Source organism: Luteimicrobium xylanilyticum (assembly GCF_009429125.1).
GTDB classification, from domain to species: Bacteria; Actinomycetota; Actinomycetes; order Actinomycetales; family Cellulomonadaceae; genus Luteimicrobium; species Luteimicrobium xylanilyticum.
The window spans coordinates 2,462,625-2,478,469 of the sequence record NZ_CP045529.1 but is presented as its reverse complement, the minus strand read 5'-3'; the positions used below and the strand labels follow the sequence as shown (position 1 = coordinate 2,478,469).

The following is a 15,845-nucleotide window of genomic DNA, read 5'->3' as shown; positions in this document are numbered from 1 at the left end:
TCAGGCCGGCCACTCGTCGAGGACGCGGTCGAGGAGCTCGGGTGCATGGGCCGACAGGGCTCCGAACCGCCCGTTGACCTCGAGGACGAACGGCCGTCCGCTCTCGTCCAGGCGGACGTCCATGTCGACCGGCCCGACGAGGTCGAGTGCCTCGACGGCTGCGACGGCGAGCGCGGCGACCTCCGGCTGTGCGCCGTCGGGGACGCGTTCGGCTGCGGCGGCGTTGCCGACGCGCCCCTCCTTGAGGACGGTCTTGGCGAGCACCACGACCGTCGACGTGCCCGTGACGGGGGAGCGGTAGACCTGCGGGGCGTACTCGGGCCCACCCACGAAGGCCTGAACGAGCCAGGACGCGTCGGTGGCGCCCCAGTCGAGGTCGGCGGCCCGCTCGACGACGGTGACACCGCGACCGCCGCGGGAGACGCGAGGCTTGACGACGGCGGTGCCGCCGGTGAGCGCCAGGGCCGCCTCGGTGTCCGGAAGGTCCGACGCGGCAGCGTATGCGGGGACGGCCACGCCTGCCCTCTCGAGCGTCCACATCGTGAGGAGCTTGTCCGCAGCGAGGGCTGACGCACGGGCCCCGGCGACGACGACGCGCGCTCCGGCGCTGCCGGCGCCCGCCAGGAGCTCCGCGAGGGCCGCGACCTGCGGCAGCTCGTCCTGGACGGTGGGGACCACGAGGTCGGGTCGCGCCTCGCGGACAGCGGCGAGCATCGAGGGCGCGTACGCGGCCTCGGCCGCCGCCGCGACCGTGGCGGTGCGGGTGAAGGAGCCCGAGGGGAGCGCGGCGAGGTCCACCCCGACGGTGGTGTAGGGATGCCCGCCACGGTCGTGACGGTCGGCGAGCTGACGCCCGAGGGAGGCGCCCGCGGGTCCGCCGGCACCGGTCACGAGGACGGTGGTCATGTCCTCGAGTCTGGCATCGGCGGGGGCCGTCCGCCTGTGGCCGCGAGCCCTCGGCCTCGTCAGACGCGGACGCGGGGACGCGCCGCGGGCCGGCGTCGGCGGACGCGGTGCAGGCGCAGCACCCGCGCGTGCACGGTCTCGTGCCGCTCGGTCTCGGTCTCCGCCTCGAGGGCGAGCCCCGGCTGCGGAAGCGCGGCGTCGGCGACGAGCGACGTCGCACTCCTCGCCTCGCGCACCGGCTCGGCGCCGGGGAGCGTCGCCGCCGTGCGGGCGAGCCGCCCGAGCGCGCGGTGGCACACGACGTACGCGGGCACGAGCAGCAGCACGGAGCCGATCCAGGCGAGCGGGTTGCTCCAGACGATCCCCGCGTACCCGAACGCGCCGCCGAGCACGAGGGCGGCGCCCACCCGCATGACCAGCTCCAGGAGGCCGGAGAGCGTCGGCACGAGCGTCCGTCCGAGGCCCTGGAGCGCACCGCGCAGCACGAAGAGCACGCCGAGGGCCGCGTAGAGGGCGCCGTTGACACGCAGGAAGTGCGCGGCCATCGAGGTGACCTCGGTCTCGCCCGACCCGACGAACAGCCCGACGAGGTCGCTGCCGAACGCCACGAGGATCGCGCCGAGCGCGACGGAGCCCACGACGGCGACGCCCGCGGACTGCACGACGCCGGAACGGACCCGGTCGGGTCGTCCGGCGCCGTGGTTCTGGGCGGCGTACGTGGACACGGCCAGCCCGAGGGAGCCGAGGAGCGCGACGGCGAGCGAGTCGACGCGAGCCGCGGCCGTGTACGCCGCGACGGCGGTCGACCCGAGTTCGTTGAGCTTGAGCTGCACCGTGAGAGTTCCGATCGCGATGATCGACGCCTGCAGGCCCATGGGGACGCCGAGGCGCAGGTGGCGGCCGAGGTCCGTGAGGTCGCGCAGCGCGCCACGCAGGTCGGCGCGCCCGATCTGGAGCAGCGGGACGCGGCGGCGCACGTGGACCACGCAGAGCAGCACCGAGACGGCCTGGGACGTGATCGTCGCGAGCGCGGCGCCGCCGACACCCAGCCCGGCGAAGCCCACGAGCGCGACGACGAGCGCGCCGTTGAGCCCGCAGCTCACGACGAGGAAGACGAGCGGGGTGCGTGAGTCGCCGATGGCCCGGATGATCGCCGCGAGGTAGTTGAAGAACATGGTCGCGGCGGCGCCGGAGAAGCTCACGACCGCGAAGGTGGTCGCGTCGTCGATGAGGTCGACCGGGGTGCGCAGGAGCTCGAGCGCGGGACGGGCGAGCGCGACGGCCCCGACGGTGATGACGAGGCTCGACGCGGCGGTGAGGATCGTCCCCGCCGCGACCGAGCGCCGGACGGCCGCGTGGTCGCCCGCGCCGAACGCCTGCGCCGTCGGGATCGCGAAGCCCGAGGTCATGCCCCACGCGAAGCCGAGGAGGAGGAACAGGAGGCTCCCGGTCGAGCCGACGGCGGCGAGCGCGTCGACGCCGAGGTGGCGGCCGACGACGAACGCGTCGGTCACCTGGTAGAGCTGCTGTACGACGTTGCCGACGAACAGCGGGATCGCGAAGACGAGGACGACGCGCCACGGGCGGCCGGACGTGAGGGCGTGAGCCATGGAAGGACGGAGCTCCTGGGGCAGGGCAGGGGCCGACGGCGCGACTCAGGGTGGCGGGGTCGGCGGGAGAAGTGGGGGAAGGTCGCGCGGCGACCGGCGTGGCCGGTTGGCGCAGGCATCATCGTATCGTTTCGATCCGCGGCCGTCGAGCCGTTTCTGCGCACGTCGCGTGAGGATCTCCCGGACGGCCCGTCAGCGTCGGCGCGTGCCGAACACGCTGCGTGTGATCTCGCGCCCGAGCGTCGTCGCCATCGAGCCGAGGAGCTTGTCGAGCGGGCTCTGCGCCGTCGACCGGCGTGCCCCGCCGGAGCCCGACACCGACCCCGTGCGCGCCTTCGCGGCGTCGCGCTCGAGCTTCGCCTGCATCTTCGCGAGGTCGTCGGCCTGCTTCTTGGCCTGCTTGGCGGCCTCCTTGTCGGCGGCCGCCCGCTCCTTCGCCGCCGCCTCGGCCGCAGCGGCCTGCTCGGCCGCCGCCTGCTGGGCGATCACCCGTTGCGCGAGCAGCTCGTAGGCGGATTCGTTGTCGACCGCGGTGCCGTACTGCGCCTGCAGCGGCGACGCGGCGACGATCCCGGCGAGCGTCGCGTCGGGCGCCGGGTCCATCGACGACTGCGGCGCGCGGACCCGCGTCCACGCGACCGGCGCGGGCGCGCCCTTCTCGGTGAGCACCGTCACGACGGCCTCGCCGGTGCCGAGGGACTGCAGGAGCTGTTCCAGGTCGTACGGGGAGGTGGGGAACGTCCGGGCGGCCGCGCGCAGGGCGGTGGCGTCGTCGGGGGTGAAGGCCCGCAGCGCGTGCTGGACGCGGTTGCCGAGCTGCGCGAGGACGTCCGCGGGTACGTCCTTGGGGCTCTGGGTGATGAAGAAGACCCCGACCCCCTTGGACCGCACGAGCCGCACCGTCTGCACGACCTGCTCGAGGAACGCCTTCGACGCCCCGTCGAACAGCAGGTGCGCCTCGTCGAAGAAGAACACCAGCTTGGGCTTGTCGGGGTCCCCGACCTCCGGCAGGTCGTGGTAGAGGTCCGCGAGCAGCCACATGAGGAACGTGGAGAACAGGGCCGGCCGGTCCTGGACCGCGGGCAGCTCGAGGCACGAGACCGTCCCGCGGCCGTCGGACGCCGTCCGCAGCAGCGCGGCCGTGTCGAACGCGGGCTCCCCGAAGAAGACGTCCGCGCCCTGCGCCTGCAGCCCCACGATCTCGCGCAGGATGACGCCCGCCGTCGCCGCCGACAGGCCGCCGATGCCCTTGAGCTCGGCCTTGCCGTCGTCGGACGTGAGGTACGCGATGGTCGACTGGAGGTCCTTGAGGTCGAGCAGCGCGAGCCCCTGCGTGTCGGCCCAGTGGAAGATCAGGCCGAGGCTCGACTCCTGGGTGTCGTTCAGCCCGAGCACCTTCGACAGCAGCAGCGGCCCGAAGTCCGTGACCGTCGTCCGCACGGGGACCCCGTTGCCGAGCCCGCCGAGCGAGTAGAACTCGGTCGGGAACGCCGTGGGGGACCAGTCCTGCCCGATCGACGCCGCCCGCTCCGCGACCTTCGGGTTGTCCGCGCCGTCGACCGCCAGCCCCGACAGGTCGCCCTTGACGTCCGCGAGGAACACCGGCACGCCCGCCGCCGACAGCCCCTCCGCCATGCCCTGGAGCGTCTTCGTCTTGCCGGTGCCCGTCGCGCCCGCGACCAGCCCGTGCCGGTTGAGCATCGACAGCGCGAAGCCGACCTGCACGGAGGCGTCCGGCGCCGGGTCCGTCGTGCCGCCGTCGCTCCCGTCCGCGGCGACGAGCAGCGCCCCGAGGGGGAGCGTGCCGCCCTGGTACGCGTACGCCGTGCGGACCTGGTCGCGGTACCCGCCCGAGCCAGGGTCCGGCGGCGGCGCCGCCTTCGCGGTGGGCTGGGTCTTCCCGCCCGACGACGGCGCGTCCGTGGCGTCCTCGGCCTCGCCTTCCGCGTCGCTCGCGGGGGCGTCGGTGGCGGGCACCGCCGGGGGAGCGCCCGAGGACCGTGCGAGCGCGGCGTCGAGAGCGGCCTGCGCCGCTGCTGCCTTCGCCTCGGCCGCCTCCGCCGCGGCCTGAGCCGCCGCGGCGCGCAGAGCAGCGATGTCGTCCCCACCGGGAGCGTCGTCGGCCATGTCTCGCATCCTAGAGTGGAGGCGATGAGCCCGCTCCGTCGCCGTGCACCCGGCCCCGTCCGTGTCGTCACCGACTCCACGGCGTCCCTGCCCGACGCACCCGACCCGGTGCAGGACCTCGTCGACGTCGTGCCTCTCACCGTGGTCGTCGACGGGGTGGCCGCGCGCGAGGGCGAGGACATCACGCCCGACGAGATCGCCGGCGCCCTCGGTTCCGGTGCCCGCGTCACGACGTCCCAGCCGTCGCGGGCCGCGTTCGAGGCCGCGTACGAGCGGGCCGCCGCCGAGGGGGCGTCCGGCGTGGTCTCGATCCACCTGTCCGGGGAGCTGTCGGGCACCGTCCACCAGGCCGCGGCTGCGGCCGCGACCGCGCGGCTCCCGGTCCGCGTCGTCGACTCGCGGTCCGCGGCGATGGCACTGGGCTTCGCGGCGCGCGAGGCCGCGCGAGCAGCGCGCGACGGGGCGTCGGGCGAGGCGGTCGCGCGTCGTGCGATGCGGGTCGCGGGCACCGGGCGGGCCGTCTTCCTGGTGGACTCGCTCGACCACCTGCGTCGCGGGGGCCGGCTCTCGACACCGGCGGCCGCCCTGGGGACCGTCTTCGGCGTCCGCCCGCTCCTGACGCTGCGCGACGGGAAGATCGAGCTCGTCCAGCGGATCCGCACGCGCCGCGCCGCCGTCGAGCGGATGGTCGAGGTCGCGGTCGCGTCCGTCGAGCGGCGCACCGACCCCGCGGTCGCGGTCCACTTCGTCGGCGTGCACGAGCCCGCCTTCGAGCTCGCGCGCGAGCTCGAGGAACGCACGGGCCACCCCGTGCTGGTCTCGCCCGTGAGCGCCGTGCTGGGTGCGCACACCGGGCCGGGGACCCTCGCCGTCGTCGTCTCGGACCTGGCCGAGTCCACCCCGCGCGCCGCGCGCGACAAGGACTGACGCCCGACGCCGGCCCTGTGGACGGGGCCCGTCGTGCACCGGTGGCGTCGTCGCTCGGGCAGGCCGTGGTGCTCGGCGCCTAGCGTCGCCGCGTGCCCCGATCCACACCGCCCGACGCGCGGGACCGTGCGCGTCGCCTCGCCGCACCGCCGCTCGACGACGTCCCGGCCCGAGCCGTCGCCTCACCTGCGGGCGAGCGCGGCGCCACGGTCGTCGAGCGGCCGGCAGTGCCGTGGAGCCCGGTCCTCGCCGCGACGCGAGCGCCGACGCCGCGCGCGCCCGGACCGGACCCGTGGACCGGCGACGCGCCGTCCGAACGGCCCCTCGATCCCGGCGCGGGGGAGTCCGACGCGGGGGAGTCCGACGCAGCGGGGCCCGACGCAGCGGGGGCCGATGCCGCGGACGTCGCGTCGCGGTTCCGTGCGGGGGCGATGGGCGCCGTCGCGTCCGCCTACACGACCGCGCACGGCCATCCCGTCGGCACCGACCTCGACGAGAGCGTCGGGCCGCGCCGGTGGGCCGTGACCGCCCGGGCCGCGGGGCTCGTCCTCGCGGTCGTGCTCGCCGTGGGTGCCGCCGTCGTCACGGTGGCGGTGTCGCGCGGGGCGGGCGCGCCGACGGCGCGGGTGGCCGTCGACGTCCCGGCCCCGCGCGCGTCGGGCGGTGCGGTCCGGCCGAGCGCGACTACCGGGTCCACGGGCGCGTCCGTCGCCACCGCGCCGTCGGGCACGGGCACGTCGGCCGGCGCGACGATCCTCGTCCACGTCGTCGGGGCCGTCCGGCACCCCGGGCTCGTCCACCTCGATACAGGCGCCCGGCTCGAGGACGCGGTCGAGGCTGCCGGGGGCGCGACGTCGTCGGCCCAGCTCGACGCCGTCAACCTCGCCTCCGTCGTCGCGGACGGGCAGCAGGTGCGCATCCCGCGCAAGGGCGAGACTGCCGTGCCCGCGGCCCCGTCCGGGACGAGCGCGGACGGGGCCGCGACGGGTGACGGCGGCGGGTCCTCGAAAGCCGCGTCCGGCACCCCGGTCGACCTCAACACGGCCGACGCGGCCGCCCTCGACGCGCTCCCCGGCATCGGGCCCGTCCTCGCACAGCGCATCGTCGACCACCGGACCCAGAACGGCCCGTTCACCAGCGTCGACCAGCTCGACGAGGTCTCGGGAATCGGGCCCGCGCTCCTGGGACGGCTGCGCGACCTGGTGCGGGTGTGAGCGCGGGCGGCCGTGCGCCCGTCGACCTCCGCCTCGCTCCCGCCGCCCTCGCGACCTGGCTCGTGTGCTGGTGGGCCGTCGCCGCGGGGACGCACGCGGTCGTGCTCGCGGCCCTCGTCGTGCCCGTCGTCGGGGCCGTCGCCGTCGTCGGGCTGGCCCGCGTGCCCCCGCTCCTCCCGGCCCGCCGGGGCCGGAGGGCGCCACGGGTCCGCCCGGACGCGAGGACGTCGGCCGTGCTCGCGGCGCCCGTCGCGCTCGCCGTCGGTGCCGCCACCGTGGCGCTCGCAGCCTGCGCGGTCCAGCTCGTCGTGCGCGACCGGGCGGACCTCGGCGACCTGGCAGCCTCCGGCCGCGTGGTCACGGTCGAGGCGAGCGTCCGTGACGACCCCGTGCCGCTGCGATCCGCCTGGGGCGAGGACGTGGTGCTCGCGTCGCTCGACGTCACCACCGTCGACGACGGCGCCCGCGCCTGGCAGGCTGCGGCGCCCGTGCTGGTGCGTGGCGACCCCAGCTGGTCGGTCGTCGCGGTCGGCGCGCGCGTCGTGGTGACCGGCCGCCTGCGTCCCGCCGATCCCGGTGAGCGCGAGGTGGCGCAGCTCGTGCCGCTGCGGGCGCCGGAGGTCCAGGCGCCCCCGCACGGACCGGTCGCCGGCGCCGACGCCCTGCGGTCGGCGCTCATGGACGTGACCGACGACCTCTCGCCGCAGGCCCGTGCGCTCGTCCCCGGAGTCGCCGTGGGCGACGTGACGCGGCTGCCCGACGACCTCGACACCGCGATGCGGACGGTAGGCCTCACCCACGTGACCGCGGTCTCGGGCGGGCACTTCGCGATCGTCGTGGCGACGTTGAGCGGCCTGTGCGCGCTGCTCGGCCTGGGCCGGTGGGCCCGGCTCGCGGTGCTCGCGCCGGCGACCGCGGGCTTCGTCCTTCTCGTGCGACCCGACCCGAGCGTCGTGCGGTCGGCCGGCATGTGCGCGGTCGCGCTCGCGGGGACGGCTCTCGGACGCTCGGCACGGGCCGTCCCGGCGCTCGGTGCCTCCGTCCTCGTGCTCCTCGTCGCCGACCCGTGGCTCGCGCGCGCCTTCGGGTTCGTCCTGTCGGTCGCGGCGACCGCCGGCATCGTGCTGCTCGCGAGCCCGCTCGCTCGGCGGCTGTCCGCCTGGCTGCCACGGCACCTCGCGCTCGTCCTCGCGGTCCCGGTCGCGGCGCAGGCGGCCTGCGGGCCGGTGCTCGTGCTGCTGTCTCCGGCGGTGTCGCTGTGGTCCGTGCCGGCGAACCTCGTCGCGGACCCGGCCCTCGCCCCCGCGACGGTGCTGGGTGTGCTCGCGACCCTCCTCGCGCCGGTGTGGCCCGCCGCCGCGCACGTGCTCGCCTGGGCCGCCGGGTGCGCGACGTGGTGGATCGCGCGGGTCGCGACGGTCGCGGCCGGGCTCCCCGGCGCGAGCGTGCCGTGGACCGGCGGCCTCCTCGGGGCCGGGCTCCTCGCCGTCGCGACGGTCGCCGCCGGCGCCGCGCTGTGGAACTGGCGCGTGCTCGCCGACGCCGCGGGGGTGCGCGTGCCCTGGGCGCCCGGAGCGAGGCCGTCGCTCGCTGGGTGGTCGTGGGCGGCGCGTGGCACGCTACGGGCATGCCTGCAGCGACCCGACCGGCCCGCCGCTCCGCCGGAGCACGTTCCGCCCGCGCGGGCCTCAGCGCCGCGGAGCTCGAGCTCGCGCCCGTGATCCTGGTGAGCGGCCCTGAGGGGCTCCTCGCGGAGCGCGCCGTCGAGCGCGCGGTCGCGCTGGCCCGCGAGTCCGCGGGCGCGGAGGGGCTCGAGCGTACCGACGTGGCCGGGCCCACCTACGAGGCGGGGCGGCTCGCGGTCGCGACGAGCCCGTCGCTGTTCGGTGAGCCGCGCGTCGTGGTCGTCGACGACGCGCAGCTCGGCACCGACGCCCTCGTCACCGAGGTGGCCGACTACGTCGCCGCGCCCGAGCCCGACGTGACGCTCGTCGTCGTGCACCGGGGCGGACAGCGGGGCAAGCGCATGCTCGACGCGATCAAGGCGACGGGTGCGCCCGTCGTCGTCTGCGACGCTCTCAAGCGCGACTCCGACAAGGAGGACTTCGTCCGGGCCGAGTTCCGTGCGGCCGGCCGGCGCATCGACGCGGAGGCCGTGCAGGGGCTCGTCGCCGCGCTCGGCAGTGACCTGCGTGAGCTCGCGTCCTCGTGCTCCCAGCTCGTCGCGGACACCACCGGGACCGTCACGACCGCCGTCGTCGACCGGTACTACGGCGGCCGCATGGAGGTCACGGGGTTCCGCGTCGCCGACGCCGCCGCGGCCGGGCGTGCCGCCGACGCCGTGACCCTCCTGCGGCACGCGCTCGCATCAGGGGTGGACCCGGTCGTCGTGGTCGCGGCCCTTGCGCTCAAGCTGCGCCAGCTCGCCAAGGTCGCCGCGACACGCAGCGCCGGCGGACCGCGACCCCAGGAGCTCGGGCTCGCGCCGTGGCAGCTCGAGCGTGCGCGCAAGGAGCTCGTCCGCTGGACGCCCGAGGGCCTCGCGACCGCGATCACGGCCGTCGCTCGGGCCGACGAGGAGGTCAAGGGAGCCGGCCGAGACCCGGTCTACTCCGTCGAGCGCGCCGTGCTCACGGTGGCGCGCGCCACGAGCCGATAAGGGTCCGGCCACCGGCTGAAGGTCGGGGTTAGGATGTTTCGGCAACGAGGACGTGCGCCCGTGGGTCCCCGTCTGCGGTCGTGCGGCGGAACATGGCAGAAAGAAGGGGGCTGCGCATGTCCCAGCTCGGTCGCGACGTGGTGCGCGTCCGTCCGCGGTCCGCACGAGCGCTCGGCCGAGAGGCTCTGCTGGTCGTCGCCGTGTACGCGGTCTACTCGGTCATCCGCAACCTGGCCCCGCAACGCAGCTCGCTCGCCGAGCACAACGCGTGGAACGGGCTCCGCCTCGAAGAAGCCCTCCGGATCGACGTCGAGCACGGGATCAACAACTTCGTCGTCGCCCACCCGTGGATCGCCGTACCAGCCAACTACTTCTACGCGACGCTCTTCCTGCCCGCGGTGATCGGGACCCTCGTGTGGCTCTGGGTCCGCCGGCCGCAGGTCTATTCGCACTACCGCACCGCGCTCGTCGTGATGACCCTCATCGGGCTGATCTGCTTCTGGCTGTACCCGCTCGCGCCGCCGCGCCTCCTGCCAGGCGCCGGGTTCGTCGACACCGTGCCGTACTTCCACACGTGGGGCATGGACTCGAGCGGGCCGAGCAACCAGGGCGTCTCCAACCAGTACGCCGCGATGCCGTCCCTGCACTTCGGCTGGTCGCTGTGGTGCGGCACCACGCTCTGGCGGTGCGCGAGCCGCGTCTGGCAACGGGTCCTCGGGTTTCTCTACCCGTTCCTCACGTTGCTCGTGATCCTGGCGACCGCCAACCACTACGTGCTCGACGCCGCCGCCGGCGCGGTCGCGTTCGTCGCAGCGGACCGGCTCGTCGCCTACGTCGAGCGGCGCCGCGTCAGCGTCCCGGAGGCGCGGCGCGGCTGAGCTCGCCCGCCCCGCGACGTACCCCGCGGGGAGGACTACTTCGCTCGTAGCAGCGCGAACGCCGCACCCCCCGGAGGGGATGCGGCGTTCGGTGTGCGAGCGGCGCCTACCGGCGCTGCGGCTCGCGAGGTGTCAGAGCGCGCCGACGGACTTGGCCAGCGCCGACTTGCGGTTCGCGGCCTGGTTCTTGTGGATGACGCCCTTGGAGACGGCCTTGTCGAGCTTGCGCGACGCGGTCGCGAGCGCGGTCGTCGCCGCGTCCTTGTCGCCGGCGGCGACGGCCTCGCGGACCCGACGCACGTACGTCTTGAGCTCCGACTTCACGGCCTTGTTGCGAAGGCGGGCCTTCTCGTTCGTGCGGATGCGCTTGAGCTGGGACTTGATGTTTGCCACGTGTGGACTCTCTGGTGTGTTTCGCCGGAGGCGAGGGGACAGGTCGTAGAGGGCGACTCCGGTACCGGGACTGGGGTGGGGACCCGTGGTGAGGTTCCGGAGCTGTGCCCGCCGACCTTCGGCCCGGTCCGCACCCGACGATCGTTAGAGGGCGATCGCCCGGCGCGACGCCCGGAACCAGGCGGACACGCAGCCTCAGAGTCTACCAAAGCCTCGCGCAGCCCCGAAACCGCGGAGCACGCAGCTCAGAGCCCCGCGACGACCGCGTCGAACGTGCGACGGTCCATGATCGCGCCCTCACGGCGGACCCGGGCCGGGTCGACCCGCAGGACCCGGTCGAGCCGGACCTCCGACGGTCGCCCCTGGCGGTCCCACGGGCCGGCCCCGATGTCGAGCCAGCGGCGGCCCCAGCGGGCCTCGTCGGCGGCGTCGCGGCTGTGGTCCTTGCTCGTGAGCATCAGCGCGAGCAGCCACCGGCCGTCCCGCCCGACGACGACCACGGGCCGGTCCTTGCCACGGCTCGCGTCCTCCTCGAACGGCACCCAGGTCCACACGATCTCGCCGGGGTCGGCGTCGCCGTCGAGCGAGGGGGAGTACTCGGGGCGGACCACGCCCGTGAAGTCGCCGGGGTAGGCGCCCGGCGCCCCACCACCTCTGGGTGCCGGCGGCGTGCGCGACGGCGCGGTGCGCGCTCCGCTCCCGGAGCGTGGCCGGGACGGGCCGGACGCGAGGGTGCGCGTGAGGCGGCGCAGGAAGTCGGAGACCGGGTTCGTCACGGGAGCCAAGGTAGCCGACGGGCCCCGTCACGTGCGGCGGGCGTCGGTCACCGCGCGGAAACCGTGCCGAGACACGGACGTCACGCGTGCTCGCTACCGTCCGAGCATGACGGACCCCTTCGACGGTTACCCCCGCCAGAGGGCCTGGGACGAGATGGTCGTCCCGGGCGGGGACGTGCGGGAGCCCAACGCCCCGGTGGTCGCTGCGCTGCGCGGCCTCAGCCCGACGGAGGTCGCGACGCGAGCCGAGGCGCTCGCCCGCTCCTACCTCGATCAGGGCGTGACGTTCGACTTCGCGGGCGAGGAACGTCCCTTCCCGCTGGACGTCGTCCCGCGCGTCATCGACGCGGCCGAGTGGGAGACCGTCCGTTCCGGGGTCTCGCAGCGGGTGAGAGCGCTCGAGGCGTTCCTCGACGACGTGTACGGGGACCAGCAGGTCGTCGCCGACGGAGTCGTCCCGCAGTCGCTCATCGTCTCGTCACGGGAGTTCCAGCGGGAGGCGTTCGGGATCCGGCCGCCGAACGGGGTCCGGGCGCACGTCTCCGGCATCGACCTGGTCCGCGACGAGGAGGGGCGCTTCCGGGTCCTGGAGGACAACGTCCGGATCCCGTCCGGCGTGAGCTACGTGATCTCCAACCGGCGCGCGATGGCGCAGTCGTTCCCCGAGCTGTTCGAACGGCTGCAGATCCGGCCCGTCACCGCCTACCCGCGCAAGCTGCTCGAGTCGCTCGTCGCGGCCGCGCCCGACGGCGTGCCCGACCCGACGGTCGTCGTCCTCACCCCCGGCGTCTTCAACTCGGCGTACTTCGAGCACGCCCTGCTCGCGCGCCTCATGGGCGTCGAGCTGGTGGAGGGGCGCGACCTGTTCGTCTCCGCGGGCAGGGTCTGGATGCGGACGACCGAGGGCCGGCGGCGGGTCGACGTGATCTACCGCCGCGTCGACGACGCATGGCTCGACCCCGTGCAGTTCCGCGCCGACTCGATGCTCGGCGTCCCGGGCCTCCTGAACGTCGCGCGCCTCGGCAACGTCACGCTCGCGAACGCGGTGGGCAACGGGGTCGCCGACGACAAGCTGACCTACACCTACGTGCCGGACCTCGTGCGCTACTACCTCGGCGAGGAGCCGGTGCTCGCGAACGTCGACACCTGGCGGCTCGAGGAGCGCGACGCGCTCGCCGAGGTGCTCGACCGGCTGGACGAGCTCGTGGTCAAGCCCGTCGACGGGGCGGGCGGCAAGGGGATCGTCGTCGGGCCGCAGGCGTCGCGCGCGGAGCTCGAGGAGCTCCGCCGCACGGTCGTCGCCGACCCGCGCGGCTGGATCGCCCAGCCCGTGGTCCAGCTGTCGACGTCCCCGACGTTCGTCGACGGCCGCTTCCGTCCCCGGCACATCGACCTGCGGCCCTTCGCGGTCAACGACGGCGAGGACGTATGGGTCCTGCCGGGTGGTCTGACCCGGGTCGCGCTGCCCGAGGGGCAGCTGGTCGTCAACAGCTCGCAGGGCGGCGGGTCCAAGGACACCTGGGTGCTCGAGGACGCCGCCACCGGCAGGCCGAGGCCGCCGCGTGGTGCGCCCGCCGCAGCGACCGAGCTCGTGGTCGGCACGGGCGGCCCGGCGGAGCGCCCCCAGCTCACCGTCGTCGGGACCGCCGGTCGCGGGCACCCGTCGGTCCGGAGCGAACCCGACCCGGGATCGCGCCGCGACCATCCCGGCGACACGCGCCGGGCGCAGGCCGCGCAGCAGCAGCAGGGTGCCCTGCGCCGGGACGAGGAGGTGGGCCTGTGCTGAGCCGCATCGCCGAGTCGCTGTTCTGGATCGGGCGATACGTGGAGCGCGCCGACGACACCGCCCGCATGCTCGACGTGCACATCCAGTCGCTGTCGGAGGACCCGTGGGCGTCCGAGGACCGGGCGCTGCGTGCCCTGCTGGCCGTCATGGACCATCCCGTCCCGGACGACAGCACGCTGGTCACGCGCGCCCTCGTGCTGCAGACGCTCGCGCACGACCGGGCGAACCCGTCCGCGATCGCGGGCGCCGTCGTCGCCGCGCGGGAGAACGCCCGCCGGGCGCGGGAGATCGTGTCCTCCGAGCTGTGGGAGTGCCTCAACACGACCCGCCACCAGGTCACCGGCCCGCTGCGGCTCGCGCGGCCGCACGACTTCTTCGCGTGGGTCCGCGAGCGGGCCGCCGTCGTCACCGGGATCGTCGACGGGTCGACGAGCCGTGACGAGACGTGGACCTTCATGGTCCTCGGGCGCTCCATCGAGCGCGCCGACATGACCGCCCGGTTCGTCCAGACGCAGGCCGAGCTGGGGCCGGCCGGGCCCGGCTGGCACACCCTGCTCCGCTCGACGGGCGCCTACGAGACCTTCCTGCGGACCTTCCGTGGGATCGCCTCCGACGAGCGCGCCGCCGAGTTCCTGCTCCTCGACCGGCTGTTCCCGCGCTCGGTCGTGCACGCGCTCGACCAGGCCGAGGAGTGCCTGCGGTCGCTCGACCCGGGCGCCGACCGGCGTGGCGTGTCCGACGAGGCGCGACGCGAGCTCGCGCGGCTGCGGGCCGCCCTCGAGTACGCCCCGCTCGAGGACACGCTGTCCGCGCTGCCGCGGATCATGAAGGACGTCCAGCTCGGCTGCGCGGCAGCGAGCGACGCGATCCGCTCCCGGTACTTCCCGTCCGGGCTCGCTACGACCTGGGTGGGGGAGGCGCTGTGACCGTCCTGCGCGTGCGTCATCGGACGACGTTCGAGTACGCGGGGCCTGTGACGGCCTCGTACAACGAGGCGAGGCTCACCCCGAGCCGCGGGCCGGGGCAGCGGCTGCTCGACTCGCGCCTGACCATCGAGCCGCACACCTGGACCCACGACTACGTGGACTACTGGGGCACGGCCGTCACGGCGTTCGAGGTCCTGCGCGAGCACGAGCGGCTGGAGATCGTCGCCGCCTCGCGCGTCGAGCTGCCCGACGACGGCCTCGCCGCCCCCGGGGAGGGGAACGCCTGGGAGGTCGTCGCCGGTCCCGCGTTCCGCGACACCATGGCCGCCTACCTCGCGGACTCCGAGACGACGCGGGCGCCGCAGGAGCTCCACGAGCTCGCGCGGGAGGTGTCCGCCGGGGCGGCGACGCCCGACGACGCGGCGCGGGCGGTGGCGCTCGCCGTCCGCGACCGGCTCGAGTACGTGCCGGGCGTCACCACCGTCCACACGACGGCCGACGAGGCGTGGGCCGCAGGCAAGGGCGTGTGCCAGGACATCAGCCACCTCGTCCTGGGTGCGCTCCGCCGGCTCGGGATCCCGGCGCGGTACGTGTCCGGGTATCTGCACCCCCAGCCGGACGCCGCGGTCGGCGAGACGGTCGCCGGCGAGTCGCACGCCTGGGTCGAGTGGTGGGCGGGTGGTTGGCGGCCGTTCGACCCGACGAACCGCACGGACGTGTCCACCGACCACGTCGCGCTGGGACGCGCCCGCGAGTACGGCGACGTCTCACCCCTCAAGGGCGTGTACGCCGGGGAGGGCCGTGGCGAGCTCGACGTGAGGGTGGAGATCACCCGGGTGCGCTGAGCGGGCGCGGCGGCTGCGCCCCGTCTCACGGCACGAGCGTGCGCCCCAGCACCGCCTCCAGGGCCGCCGGGTCGCCGTCGACGTCGAGCGCGCCGTCGTCGGGGGAGACGCGGCCCCACAGCAGGAGGGCGAGAGCCCAGGCGGGACCCTCGACCCGCGCGTCGGCGGCGATGTCGGGCGGGCCGACCCGCCAGGTGGCGACGGGCGGGGCGAGGACGATGGCGTCGGACGGTCCGTGCACGTCCGTCGCGACGAGGTCGACGGCGACGGCGGGCGCGGGCGCGCGGCCCAGCCTGACCTGGCGCGGGTGCATCACCGTGACCACCTCGTCGACCGTGTCGGCCCAGACGGCCGCCCAGATCCCCGCCGTCGCGGACCGCGGTGCCGATCCCGTGGCGAGCCGGAGGTCGACGAGGTGCACGAGGGTCTCGTGGAGCTGGCGGCGGTACCAGAATCCGGCGGGACCGGGTCCGTCGAGCGTGAGCGCGGGCGCGTCGAGCGGCCGCTCCGTGAGCGTGGCCCGCAGGTGCGCGGACGCCCACGCGTACACCTCGACGAGGCGCTCGCGGTCGCGTGGCTCCGACGCGTCGGCGCCCTCGAGGTCCACGCCCAGCGCCATCCCCGCCGCCCACCAGTGGATCCCGGCGAGGTGCAGCGCGAGGTCCGCGACGCGCCACGTGCCGCAGGTCGGGACGGGTGCCTCGGTGTCGGTCCGGCCGAGCAGGTCGAGGAACGACTCCTGTGCTGCGGTGAGCACGCACACCGGGTCGCCGGTCGTGTCTCCTGTCATGGGAGAAT

14 protein-coding genes are annotated in these 15,845 nt (G+C 75.3%); 8 read left to right on the top strand and 6 right to left on the bottom strand.

What is annotated here, in order from left to right:
• From KDY119_RS11080 to KDY119_RS11070, 3 genes are all read right to left on the bottom strand, one after another.
• Window positions 1–906, bottom strand: a complete 906-nt coding sequence (locus tag KDY119_RS11080; protein WP_153022308.1) for an ATP-grasp domain-containing protein — start codon at window positions 904–906, stop codon at window positions 1–3.
• Window positions 907–965: 59 nt separating this feature from the next.
• Entirely contained in the window at window positions 966–2,516 is a 1,551-nt protein-coding gene (locus KDY119_RS11075) for an MATE family efflux transporter (RefSeq protein ID WP_153022307.1), read from the bottom strand.
• Between the two features lie 192 nt (window positions 2,517–2,708).
• The gene (locus KDY119_RS11070; RefSeq protein WP_036949608.1) at window positions 2,709–4,643 is read right to left on the bottom strand and encodes a helicase HerA-like domain-containing protein; all 1,935 of its coding nucleotides are present in this window, start codon (window positions 4,641–4,643) and stop codon (window positions 2,709–2,711) included.
• 24 nt (window positions 4,644–4,667) lie between these two features.
• Between KDY119_RS11070 and KDY119_RS11065 the strand changes: the two genes are divergently transcribed.
• The 5 genes from KDY119_RS11065 to KDY119_RS11045 all read left to right on the top strand — a co-directional run bounded on the left by KDY119_RS11065 (window position 4,668) and on the right by KDY119_RS11045 (window position 10,321).
• The gene (locus tag KDY119_RS11065; protein WP_036949610.1) at window positions 4,668–5,570 is read left to right on the top strand and encodes a DegV family protein; all 903 of its coding nucleotides are present in this window, start codon (window positions 4,668–4,670) and stop codon (window positions 5,568–5,570) included.
• Window positions 5,571–5,662: 92 nt separating this feature from the next.
• The gene (locus KDY119_RS19105; RefSeq protein ID WP_227994307.1) at window positions 5,663–6,784 is read left to right on the top strand and encodes a helix-hairpin-helix domain-containing protein; all 1,122 of its coding nucleotides are present in this window, start codon (window positions 5,663–5,665) and stop codon (window positions 6,782–6,784) included.
• Window positions 6,781–8,505, top strand: coding sequence for a ComEC/Rec2 family competence protein (locus KDY119_RS11055; RefSeq protein ID WP_227994306.1), 1,725 nt, complete (start codon window positions 6,781–6,783; stop codon window positions 8,503–8,505). Before KDY119_RS19105 ends, KDY119_RS11055 begins: the two co-directional genes overlap by 4 nt.
• Entirely contained in the window at window positions 8,412–9,443 is a 1,032-nt protein-coding gene (gene holA / locus KDY119_RS11050; protein ID WP_153022306.1) for a DNA polymerase III subunit delta, read from the top strand. Before KDY119_RS11055 ends, holA begins: the two co-directional genes overlap by 94 nt.
• A 116-nt stretch (window positions 9,444–9,559) precedes the next feature.
• Complete coding sequence (locus KDY119_RS11045) at window positions 9,560–10,321, top strand: phosphatase PAP2 family protein (protein ID WP_051136481.1); 762 nt, start codon at window positions 9,560–9,562, stop codon at window positions 10,319–10,321.
• A 132-nt stretch (window positions 10,322–10,453) separates the two neighbouring features.
• On the opposite strand, the gene rpsT is transcribed toward KDY119_RS11045, so the two are convergent.
• Window positions 10,454–10,714: a 30S ribosomal protein S20 gene (gene rpsT, locus KDY119_RS11040; RefSeq protein WP_036949611.1), complete on the bottom strand. Its 261-nt coding sequence runs from the start codon at window positions 10,712–10,714 to the stop codon at window positions 10,454–10,456.
• A 245-nt stretch (window positions 10,715–10,959) separates the two neighbouring features.
• On the bottom strand, window positions 10,960–11,499 hold the full coding sequence (locus KDY119_RS11035; RefSeq protein ID WP_407657397.1) for a type II toxin-antitoxin system PemK/MazF family toxin: 540 nt from the start codon (window positions 11,497–11,499) through the stop codon (window positions 10,960–10,962).
• Between the two features lie 97 nt (window positions 11,500–11,596).
• Here KDY119_RS11035 and KDY119_RS11030 point away from each other — a divergent pair, with 97 nt between their 5' ends.
• The 3 genes from KDY119_RS11030 to KDY119_RS11020 are packed head-to-tail and all read left to right on the top strand — an operon-like array spanning window position 11,597 to window position 15,047.
• A complete protein-coding gene (locus KDY119_RS11030) occupies window positions 11,597–13,276 on the top strand; it encodes a circularly permuted type 2 ATP-grasp protein (protein WP_194174183.1) in 1,680 nt (559 codons plus the stop codon).
• Complete coding sequence (locus KDY119_RS11025) at window positions 13,270–14,202, top strand: alpha-E domain-containing protein (protein WP_036949619.1); 933 nt, start codon at window positions 13,270–13,272, stop codon at window positions 14,200–14,202. Before KDY119_RS11030 ends, KDY119_RS11025 begins: the two co-directional genes overlap by 7 nt.
• Window positions 14,199–15,047: a transglutaminase family protein gene (locus KDY119_RS11020; protein ID WP_036949623.1), complete on the top strand. Its 849-nt coding sequence runs from the start codon at window positions 14,199–14,201 to the stop codon at window positions 15,045–15,047. Before KDY119_RS11025 ends, KDY119_RS11020 begins: the two co-directional genes overlap by 4 nt.
• Window positions 15,048–15,072: 25 nt before the next feature.
• Here the strand turns inward: KDY119_RS11020 and KDY119_RS11015 are convergent, their stop codons facing one another.
• Window positions 15,073–15,837 carry a maleylpyruvate isomerase family mycothiol-dependent enzyme gene (locus KDY119_RS11015; RefSeq protein WP_194174180.1) on the bottom strand — a complete coding sequence of 255 codons (765 nt, stop codon included), beginning with the start codon at window positions 15,835–15,837 and terminating at the stop codon, window positions 15,073–15,075.
• Window positions 15,838–15,845 lie beyond the last annotated feature (8 nt).

What these genes read in the sequence shown, in the direction of transcription:
- KDY119_RS11080 (WP_153022308.1), bottom strand. Translation starts at nt 906, where the DNA reads ATGACCACCGTCCTCGTGACCGGTGCCGGCGGACCCGCGGGCGCCTCC.
- KDY119_RS11075 (WP_153022307.1), bottom strand. Translation starts at nt 2,516, where the DNA reads ATGGCTCACGCCCTCACGTCCGGCCGCCCGTGGCGCGTCGTCCTCGTC.
- KDY119_RS11070 (WP_036949608.1), bottom strand. Translation starts at nt 4,643, where the DNA reads ATGGCCGACGACGCTCCCGGTGGGGACGACATCGCTGCTCTGCGCGCC.
- KDY119_RS11065 (WP_036949610.1), top strand. Translation starts at nt 4,668, where the DNA reads ATGAGCCCGCTCCGTCGCCGTGCACCCGGCCCCGTCCGTGTCGTCACC.
- holA (WP_153022306.1), top strand. Translation starts at nt 8,412, where the DNA reads ATGCCTGCAGCGACCCGACCGGCCCGCCGCTCCGCCGGAGCACGTTCC.
- KDY119_RS11045 (WP_051136481.1), top strand. Translation starts at nt 9,560, where the DNA reads ATGTCCCAGCTCGGTCGCGACGTGGTGCGCGTCCGTCCGCGGTCCGCA.
- KDY119_RS11030 (WP_194174183.1), top strand. Translation starts at nt 11,597, where the DNA reads ATGACGGACCCCTTCGACGGTTACCCCCGCCAGAGGGCCTGGGACGAG.
- KDY119_RS11015 (WP_194174180.1), bottom strand. Translation starts at nt 15,837, where the DNA reads ATGACAGGAGACACGACCGGCGACCCGGTGTGCGTGCTCACCGCAGCA.